At 35.5% G+C, this 16011-nt stretch carries 13 protein-coding genes and 3 pseudogenes; 9 read left to right on the top strand and 7 right to left on the bottom strand.

The annotated features are described in order from the left end of the window. Positions 1 to 107: 107 nt before the first annotated feature. From ACWODM_RS15410 to ACWODM_RS15420, 3 genes and pseudogenes are all read right to left on the bottom strand, one after another. Complete coding sequence (locus ACWODM_RS15410) at positions 108 to 740, bottom strand: PRD domain-containing protein (protein WP_455322218.1); 633 nt, start codon at positions 738 to 740, stop codon at positions 108 to 110. Between the two features lie 287 nt (positions 741 to 1027). Continuing rightward, positions 1028 to 1171, bottom strand: coding sequence for a hypothetical protein (locus tag ACWODM_RS15415; protein ID WP_455322219.1), 144 nt, complete (start codon positions 1169 to 1171; stop codon positions 1028 to 1030). Next, a pseudogene (locus ACWODM_RS15420) lies at positions 1114 to 1383 on the bottom strand (TIGR04141 family sporadically distributed protein); the annotation flags it as partial. The gene ACWODM_RS15415 and the pseudogene ACWODM_RS15420, both read right to left, overlap by 58 nt. A gap of 25 nt (positions 1384 to 1408) precedes the next feature. Between ACWODM_RS15420 and ACWODM_RS15425 the strand changes: the two are divergent. After that, positions 1409 to 1738: pseudogene (locus ACWODM_RS15425) on the top strand (zinc-binding dehydrogenase). Between the two features lie 54 nt (positions 1739 to 1792). On the opposite strand, the pseudogene ACWODM_RS15430 reads toward ACWODM_RS15425, so the two are convergent. Further along, positions 1793 to 2120, bottom strand: a pseudogene (locus ACWODM_RS15430) (ArsR/SmtB family transcription factor). 130 nt (positions 2121 to 2250) lie between these two features. Next, entirely contained in the window at positions 2251 to 3204 is a 954-nt protein-coding gene (locus ACWODM_RS15435) for a 2-hydroxyacid dehydrogenase (RefSeq protein ID WP_455322220.1), read from the bottom strand. 236 nt (positions 3205 to 3440) lie between these two features. Here ACWODM_RS15435 and ACWODM_RS15440 point away from each other — a divergent pair, with 236 nt between their 5' ends. Beyond that, a complete protein-coding gene (locus ACWODM_RS15440) occupies positions 3441 to 4877 on the top strand; it encodes a helix-turn-helix domain-containing protein (protein ID WP_455322221.1) in 1437 nt (478 codons plus the stop codon). On the opposite strand, the gene ACWODM_RS15445 is transcribed toward ACWODM_RS15440, so the two are convergent. Beyond that, on the bottom strand, positions 4874 to 7429 hold the full coding sequence (locus tag ACWODM_RS15445) for an HAD-IC family P-type ATPase (RefSeq protein ID WP_455322222.1): 2556 nt from the start codon (positions 7427 to 7429) through the stop codon (positions 4874 to 4876). The two genes, ACWODM_RS15440 and ACWODM_RS15445, sit on opposite strands and share 4 nt — an antisense overlap. A gap of 540 nt (positions 7430 to 7969) precedes the next feature. On the opposite strand from ACWODM_RS15445, the gene ACWODM_RS15450 reads away from it, so the two are divergent. From ACWODM_RS15450 to dcm, 4 genes are all read left to right on the top strand, one after another. After that, positions 7970 to 8857, top strand: coding sequence for a rolling circle replication-associated protein (locus ACWODM_RS15450; RefSeq protein ID WP_455322223.1), 888 nt, complete (start codon positions 7970 to 7972; stop codon positions 8855 to 8857). Further along, the gene (locus ACWODM_RS15455) at positions 8854 to 9129 is read left to right on the top strand and encodes a helix-turn-helix transcriptional regulator (protein WP_002295978.1); all 276 of its coding nucleotides are present in this window, start codon (positions 8854 to 8856) and stop codon (positions 9127 to 9129) included. The genes ACWODM_RS15450 and ACWODM_RS15455 overlap by 4 nt, the downstream gene beginning before the upstream one ends. A gap of 65 nt (positions 9130 to 9194) precedes the next feature. Beyond that, positions 9195 to 10490, top strand: a complete 1296-nt coding sequence (locus tag ACWODM_RS15460; protein WP_455322224.1) for a site-specific integrase — start codon at positions 9195 to 9197, stop codon at positions 10488 to 10490. Between the two features lie 554 nt (positions 10491 to 11044). Next, a complete protein-coding gene (dcm, locus tag ACWODM_RS15465; protein ID WP_455322225.1) occupies positions 11045 to 12403 on the top strand; it encodes a DNA (cytosine-5-)-methyltransferase in 1359 nt (452 codons plus the stop codon). A gap of 39 nt (positions 12404 to 12442) precedes the next feature. On the opposite strand, the gene ACWODM_RS15470 is transcribed toward dcm, so the two are convergent. Next, positions 12443 to 13162 (bottom strand): PmeII family type II restriction endonuclease, encoded by a 720-nt coding sequence (locus ACWODM_RS15470; RefSeq protein WP_455322226.1) that lies wholly within the window; start codon positions 13160 to 13162, stop codon positions 12443 to 12445. A gap of 469 nt (positions 13163 to 13631) precedes the next feature. Here ACWODM_RS15470 and ACWODM_RS15475 point away from each other — a divergent pair, with 469 nt between their 5' ends. The 3 genes from ACWODM_RS15475 (at position 13632) to ACWODM_RS15485 (ending at position 15925) form a co-directional block, all read left to right on the top strand. Continuing rightward, positions 13632 to 14354, top strand: coding sequence for a DUF5986 family protein (locus ACWODM_RS15475; protein WP_455322227.1), 723 nt, complete (start codon positions 13632 to 13634; stop codon positions 14352 to 14354). Between the two features lie 24 nt (positions 14355 to 14378). Then, a complete protein-coding gene (locus ACWODM_RS15480) occupies positions 14379 to 15515 on the top strand; it encodes a helix-turn-helix domain-containing protein (RefSeq protein ID WP_455322228.1) in 1137 nt (378 codons plus the stop codon). 128 nt (positions 15516 to 15643) lie between these two features. Further along, complete coding sequence (locus tag ACWODM_RS15485; RefSeq protein WP_455322229.1) at positions 15644 to 15925, top strand: ApeA N-terminal domain 1-containing protein; 282 nt, start codon at positions 15644 to 15646, stop codon at positions 15923 to 15925. Positions 15926 to 16011 lie beyond the last annotated feature (86 nt).

A 16011-nucleotide genomic window follows, 5' to 3' on the forward strand; every position in this document is an offset into this window, starting at 1 on the left:
ATCTACATTAACAGAAAGGTGTTCTTTTTTCACGCACCAAATGGGTGAAAAAAGAAACTCTTTACAAATGTTGAAGAAATACGGTTTTAGAGCGCAAACTCATAAAACTATGAATTATCTAGGGTAATGAATCGTTGGAAATAGATGTCGGTTTCGATAAAATTGATTTTCAGTGTATATTTGATCACGGTTAAAATTTCTTCAATCATCTGCGTTAAGCTGATCGCTGATTCATTTTCTGCATCTATTTCTGCGTTAACGATATGCAGTGCCAGAAAACCTGCTTCGTCTTCAGAAAGTGCCACGTTCATTTGTTTATTGACAAAGTCGATACCGCGTCGTGCGATCGCCAATTCTTTCGGAAAGAAGTGTTTTACATCCCAAAGTAAAAAATTCTTCATTTGAATGCCTTTGTTTGTTCGTTGGATCGCTGTATATAGATGATCAGCAAAAGAGATAAAGGACGTTTCATTGAGTTCTTTGCCCAGTTTTTTTCGAGCATATTCTAAGATATCAAAAGAAATATTAATGACTTCTTCTGGGATTTCTGAAAGCATTTGCTCGACACGAAGTGATTCAAACTGATTTTGCATCTCGAAAACCTTTTCAATTTTCAGTGGATCTACGTTAAATCCAGGCTTCTTTTGAAAACCTAAACCATTTCCCATTAAAACAATTTCTTTTCCTTCATCATTTAATGCGACAACAACATTGTTATTCAAAATCCTTAGAATTTTCAAAGCTCACCCTTCTTCCTATCCGTTTTCATTAATTGAACAAAAAAAAACCCAAGCGACAACAAAAAGAGAGTTGTCGCTCAGGTTTAGCTTAACTAAATAATAACTATCCTAGAGTCAAATTACCATACAAGGAAAGCGCTGCCAACATTTTTTTTAATATAAAATTAGGGCAGCCTCTTCGTGTTTACACTAAAAAAGCTCCGTAAGCAACTTCCTTTTACCACTTGGGAATCGTTGCTTTACTTTTACTTGTCATACGGTGGATTGAACGAAGCGAAGCTGTACTGCTAACCATTTTCCTTCACCTCTATCTTCATCACCGAACAGCCATATTGCATCGCTCTTAATTCTTCAAAGGATCGAACCAAGTTGACTAGAGAAAAAAGTAGCCCAAATAACGGTTTTCTTCTGTCATCAATAATTGCATACACGATTTTAAAATCATTGTTTTTTCTGCCTTTTTCGATAAAATCTGCACCAAAGGCTGTACTTTTTCATTGATACATTTCCTTAGACTGTCATCTCTGTTCAAAATTCTGGTAGAAACTGGTCCTTGCGCAAAAAGATGGCTCAACGTAGAAGACGATCCGCTCTTTCTCACATGAACCCTCTTTTTATTCCTCGTGACACTATCACACGGCTCTACTCTGCTTCTGCCTTAGTAAAATATGGGAGCAGATCAAATCATTGATTATCGAACAGAAAATTTTCAAGATGTCCTAAACGATTATGATTATGTTCTGGATACACAAGGTGGAAAAAAATGATTTTTCGTTTCGTTACACGAAAATGAACAAAGCTTGAGAAAAAACGATGCAGCTTTATTTATGAAACCCAGCGGTACGCAAGAGGACATATTACAAGAGTACCTTGAGGATGAAAAAGGCAAGCCTGTTATTGATCATGTCTTTCCTTTTTCCAAAATTGCAAAAGCTTTTAACTATTCTCGTTCCGGCACAACAAAAGGGAAAATCATTCTTACAATCAGGAAACCTTAAAAAACGAGAGCAACTGCCCAATATTGGGAGATCTGCTCTCGTTTTTTACTGTATTCAAGGCTTCTGCATCCTTTGCACGACACCATCCAGCAACTTTTTCAGCTGGTCGATTTTCTGTGTCTCATGTATCAGATAGTAATAATTTTTAGTTCCTTCGCTATGGTAATCAACAATTTTGGCATCCTTTAAAATCTTCAAATGATGAGACACGGCAGGACGAGACAGTTGGGTGTCTTTCGTCAACTCAGAGACTCTGACACCCTGGCAGGCTCCTTCTGCCAGCAAACGAATAGTAACCCGCCTGACGCTTTTCATCTCCTAAAGCAATCAGGAAATCACTGACTTCGGAAAATTCTTTTTTCAGTTCTGTAAAATCAGTCATGCTCTAACCTCAATTCATAATTTCAAACCATTAAAGATAGTGATTGTCAAATTGATGCCTAGTATGCATTTAGCCTTGCCGTTTCTTGCATCAAGCACGATAGCAGAAACACATAATCCGTTGGAAACAATTACTGATCCACTCTATTAACAGGTGTTCCTTTAGAAAAGGCTTCAATATTCTCTTGGATCAGCGAGACCAAACGTTGCCTTGTTTCCAATCCGCGCCAACCTATGTGTGGAGTGATTATCACATTGTCCATTGTATATAACGGACTGGCATCTTCTAATGGTTCAACTTCCTGTACGTCTAGGCCAGCCCCTGCGATGACATTCTTTTGCAAAGCCTTGATCAAGGCCTCTTCATCGATCAAAGCCCCTCGCGCAGTATTGATTAGATAAGCTGTCGGTTTCATCATGTTCAATACTTCTTGGTTGACCATATGTTTGGTAGACGCATTTAAGGGACAGTTAAGTGAAATGAAGTCACTTTGTTTAAACACTTCTTCATTTGTTGTAAAGTGAATATTTTCTTTATCTTTTCTTGGTGTTCTGGTAGATACCAAGATTTTCATTCCCAGTGCTTGAGCAATCTGGATGATTTCCTTTGCGACATGCCCATACCCGATAACGCCTAGTATTTTGTTATTGACCTCTACATGATCAACCATTAAATGTTTATGGAAATTGTCATGATTCCCAGCTGCAAGCATTCGTATTTGTTTTTGCATTGAGCTTGCCAGATTTAAAATAAACATGATCGCAGTCTGTGCTACACGTTCACTGCTGTATGCAGGAATATTACATACAGCAATCCCCTTCTCACGTGCAGCTTCTAAATCAATATTGTTGTATCCTGTACCTGCTTCACAAATCATTTTGACGCTGTCAGGGAAATTTCTAAGAATTTCTCCATTCACTGGCAGCTCTTTCGTCACAACGATTGAAAAACCGTGTACGCGTTCTACAATTTTATCCTCCGATGTGTCGTCATAGACTACTACTTCCGTTGCAATTTTTGAGAAATCAATGTTTCCATCATAATTTACCACACTGCCGTTCAATACCACTGTCTTATCGTTCATTCTTTTCCCTCCATTGTCTTTTTTGTTCTTGATACCTTCTATTCATTTCCATTAAGCCCCAACCAGATGCATACTAAAAAATCAGGGTTTCTTAAATCTATTATACAGCAATCCTCTCTATTGTTTTTTTCAAATGCTGAATTTCTTCTAGTTCTTTGCCACTCATTTTTCTTAAAAAAGACCTATTGACCCAGCATTGTATTCAACGTATTCTGTTAATGAAAGGACATGATGATATGTACTCATTGCTTAAAAAAATCATTACTGAAAAAGATATCCATCGTCACGTTTCATTATTGGAACAACTTTTAAATCATCCAAAAATTACTGCAAAAGAACTGTCTCTACAAATTCAGACAACTGAACGGACAATTTTTTCTGATTTGCAACTTATTCGAGAACAATTACCTGATGGATGGCAGATTGAGACAAGCGCTCAAGGCATTCAGCTGATCAAAGAAAAAAATCAGTCAACCAATGAATTATGGACATTGTTTTTGCCTCAATCAATTAGTGTCCGTTTCATCAAGGAACTGTTTTTTCATAAAGTGATCAAAACCTCTGAATTTCTTCGAGCAAACGGGCTTTCCTTAGAAACATTAAAACGACACACTTCAAAAATCAATCAACATCTGCTAGCTTACAACATCAACATTCAATTGACAGCTAAACAAGCCAAACTTTCTGGGGAAGAAAGTGCGATTCGGGTTTTTTTCCATCGTTTACTGATTCCTTTTACTCATAACAATTATTTTTTTGAAGAATATGTCATTCATGAAGAGCATTATTTTCAGTTTTTAAATCAACTCAATCGTTCTTCATTAGCAGTAGAAACAGAACAAATCTTTGGTACTTGCTGGTTTTTTATCAATACAATTCGGATAAAAGCCAATTGCAGAGTCCATGCGTTTCGCTTTAATGAAAAAGACCCTTTGTACCAGTTATACCGTGACAAATTAAAAAAATTGTACGAAAAAGAAGGGGTCTATCTTTTAGAAGAGGAAGCATTTTTCGCTTTTTTCTGTTTCTTGGAAAGTTGGAATTACAACAATAAATACAGTAAAAAAAATATACTTACAAATTTTTATCCTGTCTTGGCAACTATTGCTGAGCAACTAACCGCACAAGTTTCTCAGCAATCCCAAGTAGATTTTCAATATTCCTCACTTTCAGAAAATCTTTTACTGCTGTTGCTGAAGTATAGCGAATCTACATGGTTGTCTGAACAGTTCCAATTAGAGTACCAAGAATTGATTGCCGTTCGGAAAGATAGTGGGCATTACCGAAGCGATGAGGAAATTCTAGCGATTCTCCAACCTGCTATCCAATTAAAAAATCCTAAGTACTTGATCAACTTGATCTCATTATTGGAACAACAGGCCTTTTTCGCTTTGCGCCCAGAATTGCTGACGGTCTATTTTCTTTTTCAAGGAGAACCCGCTTGGAAAGTTTTTTTGCAACAAGAATTAACCGATCTTCTAGGACGTAGAATTCATCTGAAAAGTTTGGAACTAACTCAGTTATATACAACAAAATTTTCAGCTCAGGATCTGATTGTTTCTAACTTCTCTCTAGAAGATATGCCTGTTCCAGTCATACACATTTCAAATATTCCAACAAAAAATGAGCTGCGGCAGTTGACCGAGCTCACTTTGAAAAACTATTTGCTTTAGCTTAAATCTGCAGATACGAAATTTCTCTTATCTGCTCTACGTTTCGTCCATGCTTTTTCCAGTTCAACAATTAAGAAAAGTAAAAGAACATTGCCGAAAATAACTAAGTGTTGGGCACCGCTCAGGCTAGTTGTTCCTACCCATTGCTGCATGATAGGTGCAAATAAGACGAGTGTTTGAAGAATAACTAAGACTGCCAATGAAACAAACAGGGACTTATTCTGAAATAGACCGTTGTTGATTGATGGCTCTGTCAACTCACGGCAGTTGATCATATAGACTGCCTGAGCCAAAACAATATTTTGCAGAAGAATCGTTTGCTGCAAAGCCTGACCCTCAAACTGCATCGCCAACAAATAGGCAGGAAGCATAATGAGTAGCGAGACGTAAATGACTCTGAATAAACTGTAGCCAGACAAAATCCCCTCATCTGCCGCTCTTGGTGGACGATTCATACTATTTTTGCTTGCTTTTTCAAATCCTAAAGCATAGGAAAGTGTAATTGTTGTTACCATGTTCACCCATAAAATTTGAACTGGGGTCAGTGGTAAGGGACGATTAATCAATAAAGCGAAGATTACCACTAGACCTTGTGCCAATGCTGTTGGCAAGAAGAAATTGATGGTCTTTTTTAAATTATCAAAAATTCTTCGGCCTTCTTTGACTGCCTTCGCGATCGTGTGGAAATTGTCATCTGCCAAGACCATATCTGCTGCTTGTTTACTTACTTCCGTTCCTTTTATCCCCATGGCAATACCGATGTCAGCTTTTTTTAGCGCAGGCGCATCGTTGACACCATCTCCTGTCATTCCTACAACTTCTCCATTCATTTGTAACGCATGAACGATCCTCAATTTATGCTCTGGTGTTGTTCTGGCAAATACATCTACCTTTTGAGCTTGCTGCCCTAGCTCTTTGTCACTCATCTGATCGATGTCTACGCCTTCCAAGACAAAATCTGTGTGTTTTAGTCCAATCTTTTTCCCGATGGCTTGCGCTGTTTCTTTATGGTCACCAGTAATCATTTTTACTGAGATTCCAGCATTTTGACAGTCTTTTACTGCTTTTATCGCACTGTCTTTTGGTGGGTCGATCATTCCTGCTAGGCCGACAAATGTTATTTCTGTCAGTGCATTGTGTGTCAGTTCCTGTTTTTCTGACACATGCTTCAAAGCAAATCCCAATACCCGCTGTCCTTGCTGTGCAAATTGTGAAGCTACTTCTTGCCAGCGTTTCTTTTCTTCGTTTGTCAAACTTGCTTTGGACAACAACACTTCTGGTGCTCCTTTGATAAAAATAACCGACTGGTCTTCTTCGGAGTGAAGCGTGGCCATATACTTATAGCTTGAGCTGAAAGGAAGTTTATTTTTTACTTTTTTTAGGACGAGTTGCTCTGTTTGCTCTTCTACATAATGCAACAATGCCAATTCAGTTGGATTGCCTTTTAGCTCTGAGATGTCTTGATTGTTAGTCAATTTTAATTCCTGACAATTGTTCATGATTTCTAAAAGAGTCTCTGGTTGTTGTGTTTCCACATTCACAACTTTCATTTTATTTTCAGTTAATGTTCCAGTTTTATCTGAACAGATTACCGTCATTGAACCCAATGTTTCAACGGATGGCATACTCTTAATGATTGCATTCTCATCAGCCATCTCTTTTACGCCCATGGACAAGATCATTGTTAGAACGGCTGGAAGTCCTTCTGGGATCATCGCAACGATCAAGGCAATCATAGCTGAAAACAGCAGGTGCCAATCCATTCCATAGCGGAAAGTTGTAAAGAACAATAAGAAAACGATCAATCCCATAATTCCACGAAAAATTTGTTGGTTCAATTGGTGCATCTTTTTTACAAGCGGTGTCGTTTGCGTCTGAACGGACTGCAAGGCTTGATTAATCTTACCAATTTCAGTTGTATCGCCCGTTTCAACAACAATGCCTGTAGCCGATCCAGTTTGTACAAGTGTTCCCGAAAAAGCCATATTCTTTTGATCCCCCGCCGGCAAATTCTTCATCAATAGATCGGTATTTTTCTCAGCTGCTTCAGATTCACCAGTCAAAATGGATTCTTCAATCAACAAGCTGTGTGCGTCCATCAAACGAATATCTGCTGGTACGATATCCCCAGCCTTTAAGCTAACAATATCTCCTGTGACTAATTGTTCTGAAGCTACGGTCTGCTTGGCTCCTGCAATCAAAATAACCGCTTCTTGTCCCATCATTTGCTTTAAACCATCCAAAGATTCTTCTGCTTTACGTTCTTGCCAATAGCCGACTAAGCCATTAACAATGACCACTAAAAAGATGATGCTCCCTTCGACATACTCTCCTGTGATAAATTTTAAAACAGCTGCGACTATCAAAACAATCATTAGCAGATCCTTAAAATGCTTTAGCAATTTTTGCCAAGTTTTTAACTGTTCTTTCTCTTTGATTTTATTGAAACCATCTGTTTTCAAACGTTCGTTTCTTTCTTCCAAGTTTAATCCTGTACTGGTTGTATTTAGTTGTTTCATAATGTCCGTGATTGATAGTTGATACCATTTCATGAGACATTCCTCCTTCATTTGGTGATAAGCTTATTATAAGCAAAGCAGATCCATCTATCGGTCGATAATTTCAGTCCATCATGAAAAAAATGAGTGATTCCGCAAGTTCTTTGCTTTTTAATAGCATTTGCAGAAAATCTTTGTCTAATAAAAAAAGCGAACCATTCTATCATTACACAGGGCGTTGCTCCCTTTTTTATCCTCCAGAAACCTTTTACTCTCTCTGGAGAAAATCCATTAATGGGGCAAATTTTTCTTGTAGAATCTATCTTTCTAATACAGGATCAATCAGGCTACCCTCATCAATGTGAGAAATAGTGGATTGAGAAAATATCTCATGTATTGCTGAGAAAGACACTACTATTCAATACTTACTCAGAAAACATCATGAATGAGCAAAAAAACCTACAAAAAATATTTTTCACAGGTTTTTTTGCTTTTTATTTCGCCGATTGTAAAATTAAGCTAGACAACTAAAAAAAGTCATTTGTGCTACACTCAAAATAGTTCCGACGAAAGAATTATAAGGAGTGATGATTTTTGAAAGCTTATAATCAGAAAATCATTGAAACTCCCACGTACCTTGAAATTTATGATTATGAAGCAATCATTACTCCTAAACAAAAAGCAGACAAAAATGAAACCAACCCAAAACGAAAAAAAGAATTAGCCTGGCTTTATGAAGAAGAGAATCCAACTACTGAAAAAAGAAAAAACTATGATGACCTATCTGCTCAGGGGCAATACGACAGCTTAAAACGAAAACAAAAATACTATCAAAATATGCGCTTTGAAATTGCCCGACTCGTGGATATGAACTTTGACAATCAGACAAAATTTTTAACTCTCACTTTCAGAGAAAACATTCAAGACATTGCCTATGCGAATAATGAATTTAAAAAATTTATCAAGCGACTAAACTACGAACTCTATCATACAAAAAAAGCAAACCTGAAATACCTTGCCACGTGGGAAAAACAAGAACGAGGCGCCATCCATTACCACATCATCCTGTTTGACTTTCCTTTTATCTCTATCAATCGCCTTACTACCATCTGGGGACATGGATTTGTCAAAATCAACAAGATTGATGTAGATAGTATCGAAAACCGTGGACGCTATATCAGCAAGTACTTCGATAAGGACTTGGATATGAAAGAGCATAAGAAAAAAGCGTTCTTCAATTCGCGCAACCTCAAAGTGCCCAACGTCACAAAACAACTCGTAGATCAACCTTTTGATACCACAAACAAAGACGTACTTTATACCAATGAGTATCTCGCAAGACGTCCAATATTTTACAGTGCGATAAATGAAGGTGGAACTCCAGAACAAGTGATGGATTTTCAAGAAAGCACTGTTCGCTATACCAAGATAAAAAATAATTCATTATTCCCTACGCAAAATTCAAAGGAAGTGAGAATATGACCGAAATGAAAATTTTACTCAGTGATGATCAGATGGGTATCATTTCTACTCAACTATCTGATTTAATCACAACTGAAATCGAAAAAATTAAGACACAGGAAAACCTGCAACACCGCTATATGAATAAGAAGCAGACTTGTAACTATCTACAGGTTTCCAATAATACGTTAGATGGCTGGATTAAAGAGGGCTTACCCCTTATTCAAATCCACGGATCAAATAGATTTGACCGTATCGCCATTGATCAATGGCTGACAAGCCTAGCAAAATAATTCCGACATCGTTATACTCCATATATAGTATTTGATTTCGGCTCGCAAACTCGGAGGGAAATACTATGGCAATTAGCAAAACAGAAAATGAGACTTACCGTTTACGTCTTTACTATCCACAAGATATCCAAGAGATGATAGGTGTAAACAAACTTTATTCCAAAACTTTCAAAACTAGAAAGGCGGCAAAAGAAGCAGAAATTGATTTTTATGCCAAGATTAAAGAGCTACGGGAAAACAAAGAAAAGAACGCTTTTGAACTGGGTGGCGAAGCACTGTTCAAAGATTTCTATGAAGATATCTGGATTGATGCTTATACAGCTGGCTTAACTTCTCGAAACACGAAGTCTCCCACACCTGTCACAATCGCGAATACAAAAGATATTTTTCGACTTCACATCTTACCCATGTTCGGAAAATACACATTGAACTATCTGAATCAAAACAAAGCCTTTGTTTTAAAAATCATGACGCAAAAGGCTGCCGAATACGCAAACTTCAAAATACTACGTAGCTACGTTAATTCTATTTTCGATTGGGCGGAAGAGCTTGAATACATTGAACGGAATAAACTAGAAAAATCGCTTAAACGGATTAACGCTACTAAGAAAAACCAATTACAAGAAGCTAAGAAAGAAGAAGATTTATACCTTTCCTTTGAACAACTTCAAGAATGGCTAACTGCCGTCCAAAGTGATTACGAAAGTGGACAACTAACTTTACAAGACTATGTATTATTTCTAACTACCTTCTTTTTATCTGATCGAAAATCAGAAACTTACGCCATCAAATGGAAGAACGTGAATTTCACTACTTCCCAGATTACGATTGGTAAAGCCTTGGATAAATTTGGCAATGAAAAAAGCACAAAAGGGAATAAAACGACAATCTTCCATATTCCAAATGAGCTAAAGCAATTACTTCAACAGTGGAAAGTCCAACAAAAAGAAGAACTAGCTCAATTTGAAATCGAACAAACCGAAGAACAGCTACTCTTTACCTTCTTTGATGATAAAGGGAATATCAATCAAAGGCTTCATACAGATTATTTGAACTACCGTATGAAGTCCATTGAGCGACGACATAAACACCTTACCCATGCGACTCCACACAAGTTACGGCATACTGGGGCAACTTTAGCCAAACAAGCTGGTGTCGCTCTAGAACAGATTTCTGAAGCATTGACTCACAGCGATACCAACATCACGAGGACCTATGTAAACACACCAAACGTCATTCAAATACCCATTGGTGAAATTGCCTATCGCAAATTGTCTCAAAAAGATGCAGACCGGAATGGTGTCAACAATGGTGTCAACTCAAAAAAAGACGCTTCGCAAAATGAATTGCGAAACGCCTGAAAGTACTGATATGAAGCTGTTTTTAACGCTTAGAGAATTGAGATGCTTTACGAGCTTTTTTAAGACCTGGTTTTATATTTGAAACTTTGAATAGTCTTGAATAACCTTGATAAATAAACATTTCTATGTTTTCTGTTTTAATGAATCTGAATAGATTTGAATGAAGTGTGTTCTAAAAATGTGTTCTAATTAGGTAGTATATTTCGTTCATTCAATCTACTTATTTTTCATAATTCATACAATTTAAAATAACAAAATTAAGGTATCTCTTAATTGAGATATCTTTTTTGTATTACGGAGTTGACAACAATAATGCATCTAACACTAGGTAACCTTTTCGACGGAATCAGTGTCTTCCCTTTAGCCGCTCAAAGAAACGACATTACACCATTATGGGCAAGTGAATTTGTATTATTTAATTTTAGCTAAGTATTTAAAAGAGAACAATAAAATAAAAATAATAGTCAATTTTTGCGTATATTTATGTTGACGATAAAAATATGGTTCGCTATAATTGGGTTGTTCAAATTATTTTAAACAAGGAGGCGGGTTCTTTGATTATTGATAAAGAAATAGTTCTATCAGCTATGAAGCAAAAAAACATAAAAACCCAAACAGAACTAGCGGAACGATTACAAATGAGTAAGAGTCAATTATCTCAAATGTTATCCGAGGATTTTTCTCCTTTAAAAACCAATGTCGTCAAACTTACAAATGAGTTAGGACTATCCTATACAGAAATACTTAAAGAAGAATTAGGTGATACGATGACTGATACTATTGCAACAAAACAATTAACGAATAATAAACAGCTGGAATTATTTAATGACGATTCAATAAACAGGTTTGATTACAAGCTAGATGAATTTATTGATATTCAGGACACTGTTCCCAAACGTGGGTATACACTTGTAGAAACATTTGCAGGTGCTGGGGGTCTATCGTTGGGATTAGAAAATGCCGGATTCAATTCTGTTGCAGATATTGAAATAGATTCTACGGCATGTAGTACTTTAAAATTAAACCGTCCTAATTGGAATGTGATTGAAGGAGATATTAATATTATTGCTAAAAATGGCATCTTTAATCATGAACAATTTACATTTAAAGGAGACCTAGACGTCTTGTCTGGTGGCTATCCATGTCAAAGTTTTAGTTATGCTGGCTTACGTCGAGGCTTGGATGATACTAGAGGTACTCTGTTTCATCCCTATTCACAACTTTTAGTACAACTACAACCTAAAATGTTTATAGCAGAAAATGTAAAAGGCCTCTTGAATCATGACAACGGACGTACATTAGAAACAATGATCGAAATTTTCGAGGAGTCAGGTTACCAAGTGTTTTGGAATATACTGAACGCTTGGAATTATGGAGTTGCACAAAAAAGAGAACGTATTGTCATCGTTGGAATCAGAAATGACCTTTTTGAACAACAACAATACTCTTTTAAATTTCCTAAAGAATACATGTATCAACCTGTTCTGAAGGATGCATTAAAAGATGTTCCGAACAGTAGCGGAGCTTCTTATCCTGCTTCTAAAATAGAGGTTCTTAACTTAGTACCTCCTGGAGGTTGTTGGATTAACTTGCCTGAAAGTGTTGCTAAAAGTTATATGGGTGCTTCATATAACTCTGGCGGTGGTCGAAGAGGAATGGCTAGACGCTTATCTTGGGACGAACCTTCCCTAACATTAACTACTTCTCCCGCACAAAAACAAACCGAACGCTGTCATCCTGATGAAACTCGTCCATTCACTGTAAGAGAATATGCAAGAATACAGAGTTTTCCAGATGATTGGGAGTTTGCTGGAAGCACAAACAACCAATATAAACAAATTGGAAATGCTGTCCCAGTAAATCTTGCTGAAGCAATTGGAAAGTCTGTAGTAGAATATTTGAATCAATTTTAAAAGATTAAAACTAGTACCACTTAGTGTACTAGTTTTTAATTATTCTTCAATTACTTCAATGTTCCTTAGTTCTTCTGCCAAGGCTTTAATAGTTTCGTCAAGTAGCTCAGTACTATCAAATTCATTAGCTATATCTCCAATACCATCGGTTAACTTTTGATAAAAATCTTCATCACCAGTTAAATGATGCCAGAAATCTTTTCCTGCTAAGACTGTATAGTCCTCTGCTAATGTTCTATAAAAGGCACTTAATTCACTGTCCTCACCATAAAAAACGCCTACAACACAGTCCATGTTAGCGATAGGAATATTATTAGTACGGCCTAAATTGATTGCTGATTTGAAATGATTTTGAATTGTAGTCACATCGTCATAATTAATGGTTTGAGGGCCAGCTTTAATTTGACAATATTTTTTTCTCCCATCTATTTTATCAATAAACTCTATGTCCATTCCAGTCGTAGTAGAGCCATAACCTTCCAGAGTTGTGTTGATAAATTTTTGAAGATTGGAACCAAATGAGGTATTAATTGAAGTACCTAAAACTCTTGGATATATTAATGCCTTCGAGATACTTTCGGGATCGTCGTTCCCTGTTAGATAATTTGCTAAATACTTGTTCAGAAATGGATTCACGTTAAAGTTGTTTATGTTTTTTAACTTTTCCGTATTTTTAATATGATTCTTAGCAATTACTTCTCTAAAAAAGTCTTTCGCCTTTTCAATGATTTCATCATTATTTTGTGCTTTTTCAGTCATTTTCTTCACCTCGTTATTTTCTTATATTTTGAGTATACCCTTTTGGTTATTTCATGTATAGGTCTACCCTAAATGAAGTGAGATTATGTCAATGATGTATTAATCTCGTGGAGTTTTACTACTATTAGTGACATAGGCTCTCAAATTTTAGATTAAATTACTGGGAACGAACAGTAATTGATTCTATCCTTTAACTTCTATTCAAATCTGTTGATATCAAGATTATAGGAATAGATACAATTGTCACCAATTAACACCAAAGATAAAAGTTTGATAGATAGAAAATAAATACAAAATTATTTGTCTAATTTCATCAAGTTCTTCAGTTTCAACTGTTTAAACCAACAAAACAAGAGACAAAAAATGGATAAATATAAATTAATGTCCATTTAAGTCGGAAAACACCTTGAAAAAGTCAACCTAAAGTGGTATATTCATTTTATACTAATAGTTAGGAGTGACTTTATTTATGAATTTAGCGGCTGCTACGATTAAAGAACAAGACATAATCAAGGGAATTCTTCAAGCAATGTCTATTACTGAAATTGACGTTATTGATGATTTTGAAGGTTCTATCTCTAAATCAAATAAAAATGGTATTTTTTTCAACGTTTGGGCTAGACGTAGTGATTTTTTAGATGATTACTTTGAAAAATTTGAGGATATTGAAGTTTTTCATATACAAAGAACTAAGCTTTGGCAAATTGACCCAGTATTCAATCGTTCCACAGGTAATTTATATTTGTTATTTACTGACAAAACATTGTCACAAGTAAAAAGAAAATACTTAAAAAAAGGAACTAGTACCCACTACTCATTTAGTTTCCTTCTAAAAAACTTAGAGTTATTACCTTTAGATGGTGAAAATGTTGAACTTTTCACTTTCCCAGAAGATGAAACTGCCAAAGAGGATCAACGACGTCAAAAAGACATAGAAAAAATGATTGGAAGAGATGCTGAACACGTAAAAAAAGTTATCATGATCAATGTATCTTATCATGAAAGTGAAGCAATTGCAGCATTAGTACAAGAGTATACTAAAAATTTTGAATTATCGACTGAAACAGATGTTTCTTATATGTTAAATACTTCTTACTTTGGCGATAATAATATGGAAGATGAAGGGATTCATCCAGTTGAACTGGAGCAACCTTTAGTTAAATTAAAAAATAGAGAAATTACAAAAGAATAAACAAAATAGAGAGTGTGAAATATAATGTCTATGCCCTTTAATGGAGAACGTTTAAGAGAAGCACGTCGTTTTAGACAATTGTCTATACCTCAACTGGCAGAAAAAGTAGATATTTCTAAACAAATGATTTCAAAATATGAAAAAAATGATGCTCAACCTAGTCCAAAAAATTATCAAAAATTAGTTTTTGAATTAGGATTTCCCTTAAATTTTTTTCAACAAAATGATGCTTTTTCCTACAATGATTTAGGAACTTTTTATCGGAGTAGATTGTCCTCTACTCAATCTGAAAAAAAACCAAGTGAACTGTTAAAAAAATATTTAGCTGTTCTTGCAAATTTTTTTGAAGGGTATGTAGATTTTCCGATTTTAAAGGATATCGAACTCCCCGAAGATCCTATCAAGGCTGCAAGTAAACTACGAGTCGAATGGGATTTGGATTTAGAACCAATCCCTAATATTCTCCATTTACTAGAAGTAAATGGATTTCAAATAGCATCTATTAACTCTAATTCAGAAAAAGTGGATGCGTTTGGTAGTCAAACTAAGGTTAATGGCAAAGATTATTACTGTATTCTGATTGATCAAGATAATAACTCTTTTTATAGACAACAATTTAGTTTAGCTCATGAATTAGCTCATTGGGCTCTTCATTCCAAAACTATAAATCCTCAGGAATTAGGTCCTCAGGAATATAGAGAAATGGAAAAACAAGCAAATATTTTTGCATCCAATTTCTTATTACCTTCCGAAAGTTTTTCCAAAGACATAAAAGGTTATGAAGATGATTTAGATGCATATTTAAATTTAAAGACTAAGTGGAAAGTATCTGCAGCAAGCATGGTATATCGTTCAAAAAGTTTAGGCTTAATTACTTCTGAACAATATGTTCGTCTACAAAAAAGAATGAGTGAACGCGGTTGGAGAAGATCAGAACCTTTTGATTCAATTCATTTATTACCAAAACCAACAGTTATGAAGCAAGCTTTTGAATTATTAGTACAAGCAGAGATTATTGGTCAGTATTCATTATCTCAACTTTTAAATCAACAATACGGAATTAGTTTACCTAATGATATTCTATCTGAACTGTTGGGAATTCCTTTAGAAAAATTAATTGACAATAGAGGAAAAATAGTTCAAATGAAAGTCAAAAAATAATAATTAAGAACAATCACTATATTTGACACTTCAATCGAGGTGTCATTTTATTTCCAAAGAATTGTTAAAAAAATCACTCAAGGTGAGAGAAAACAAACATTATATTATGTTGAAAGGAATGCACATCCATGACTCGTACTAATTTGTATAATAAAAATTCAAATATGCTAGAACGCTTTGTAATTGAAGGAGTATGGTATGTTAATGATATGTCAATATCTGATGGAATTTTTGGACAACTAAACTATAATCCAGAAAAGATTATCTTGGAATTAAAGGGAAGCTTTACTAATAATCTTATTGAAAATTCTACAATTTATGGATTTTCAACAGATGGAAATTATATTCTTCTTGAGGACTGTTTTATAGTGAGTATTGCGGACAGTTTGAGCCACTCATGCGGAATTTAGAGCCAGCGAGTGCGGGAGATAAAACCGGTCAATGCGGAAGATAAGGCCACTGATATATCTTATTATATCAGTGGCCTGCCATTATT

The sequence above is a fragment of the Enterococcus olivae genome (assembly GCF_053760925.1).